The sequence below is a fragment of the Pseudomonas sp. GW821-FHT07E12 genome, assembly GCF_058986605.1.
Genome location: NZ_JBYSVX010000086.1, coordinates 1 through 2,060, shown reverse-complemented (window position 1 = coordinate 2,060; position 2,060 = coordinate 1). Strand labels below are relative to the sequence as shown.

1 protein-coding gene is annotated in these 2,060 nt (G+C 66.9%); it reads right to left on the bottom strand.

Going from position 1 to position 2,060, the window contains the following annotated elements:
• Positions 1 to 84: 84 nt before the first annotated feature.
• Complete coding sequence (locus AC3WJE_RS21000; protein WP_493732784.1) at positions 85 to 1,896, bottom strand: DUF885 domain-containing protein; 1,812 nt, start codon at positions 1,894 to 1,896, stop codon at positions 85 to 87.
• Positions 1,897 to 2,060: the final 164 nt, after the last annotated feature.

The following is a 2,060-nucleotide window of genomic DNA, read 5'->3' as shown; positions in this document are numbered from 1 at the left end:
CATCAGCCGCGATGGCCTTCCCGGGAAAACCATCGCGGCTGATGGCCCTAGGCCACCCAGAGCCGCTCCTACAGGGGCCACACTTCAGGAAGCGCGCGCCTTGGCCTTGCTGTCGGCGATGAACTGGCGGACCTGCTGCTCCAGCACCGGCAGCGGCACCGAGCCCTGTTTCAGCACCACGTCGTGGAATGCCTTGATGTCGAACTTGTCGCCCAGTTGCTGCTCGGCCTCGGCGCGCAGCTTGACGATGGTGATCTCGCCGAGCTTGTAGCTCAGCGCCTGCGCCGGCCAGGAGATGTAGCGGTCGACCTCGGTAGTGACCTCGTGCTCGGACAGCGCGGTGCGATCACGCAGGTAGGCCAGCGCCTGCTCGCGGCTCCAGCCGTCGTGGTGTACGCCGGTATCGATCACCAGCCGGCAGGCGCGCCACATCTCGTAGGTGAGCTTGCCGAACTCCTCGTACGGGGTTTCGTAGATGCCCATCTCCTGGCCCAGCTTCTCGGTGTACAGCGCCCAGCCTTCGCCATAGGCGGAGATGTAGTTCTCGCGACGGAACGCCGGCTGCTCGCCCTGCTCCAGCGCCAGCGCGCCCTGCAGCGAGTGGCCGGGCGAGGATTCGTGCAGGGTCAGCGCCGGCAGGTTGTACAGCGGGCGCGAAGGCAGATCGTAGGTATTGACCCAGTAAGTGGTGGCGCCGCCACGACCGGCGGTCCAGAACGGGGCGATGTCGGCCGGCACCGGCTTGATCGTGAAGCGCCCGCGCGGAAGCGTGCCGATGAACTTGCCGACCACACCATCCACGCGCTTGGAAATCCATGCGGCGCGATCCAGCAGTTCCTGCGGGGTCTTGGCGTAGAACTGCGGATCGGTACGCAGGAACTGCAGGAAATCGGCGAAGCGCGTGGCCGGGCTGCGGCCTTTGAAACCGACCTGATCAATGATCGCGTTCATCTGCGTCTGGATGCGCGCCACTTCTTCCAGGCCGATCTGGTGGATCTGCTCCGGGCTCAGGTCCAGCGTGGTGTATTCGCGGATCTGCTGGCGGTAGAACGCCTTGCCGTCCGGCAGCGCTTCGGCGGCCAGCGTGGTGCGCGCCTGCGGCACGTATTCGTTGCGGAAGAACGTCAGCAGATCGGCGAAGGCCGGGATCACCGAGCCGGAGATCGCCGCCTTGGCCTCCTCGCGCAGCCTGGCCTGCTCGGCCGCGGGAATGGTCGAAGACAGCTGCTTGAACGGTGCATAGAACGCCGATTCGGTCGGATCCTTGATGTCGGCGACGGTGGCGATCGATACATCGCGCCCGTCCAGCACCGCGCGCGGCACGCTGAAGCCGCGCTTCAAACCGGCGCGCATGTTCTCGATGTTCTGCCCGAAGTAGCGCGGCACGTCGTTCAAGCGCGCGATGTAGGCGCGCAGGTCGGCCGGCGTGCGCAGCGGCCGCTGCGCCATGAAGCCCAGGTTCGACCAGAACGAGCTGTCGGAGTTGAACGGCATCTCGTAGGCCTTGAAGCGCACCTCGGCGGCGAGATCCTCGACCTGCGGGCGGTAGATCGCGTAGTTGATCTGGTTGTCCGCCGAAAGCTGCTTGACGTCGAGCCTGTCGAGCTGGGCGAGCACGTCGTCCCAGACCTTCAGTCGCGCCTGCTGCGCGGCCGGGCCAACATCGGGCAGGCGGGGGTTGTCGCCGGAACTGTCGCTGTCCTCGTCGGCCGCACCGGTCTGCGCCTTGCGCCAGGCCCACTCCTTCTCGTAGATCGCGCGGAACTGCGCGTCGACGGGGCTTTCGGCGGGCTTGGCTGCGCTCGCAACGGTAGCCGGCGTTTCCGCCGCAACGGCCACACCTGGCGGAACGGACAGCAGCGCGAGGGACAGGGCGACGGCGAGCGGTGACTTCATCGGGACAGGCCAGGCAGTGGGCGACCGTCGATGATCGCACTCACGGCTGCTGTGGCGATGGGCCGGAAGTCCTGCAAGAGCCTCGCGGCGACACTGTAGGAGCGGCTCTGGGTGGCCTAGGGCCATCAGCCGCGATGGGGCTTCCCCGGGAAAGCCCTCGCGGC

Excerpts from the sequence above, each read along its gene's own strand:
- AC3WJE_RS21000 (WP_493732784.1), bottom strand. The coding sequence starts at position 1,896 with ATGAAGTCACCGCTCGCCGTCGCCCTGTCCCTCGCGCTGCTGTCCGTT.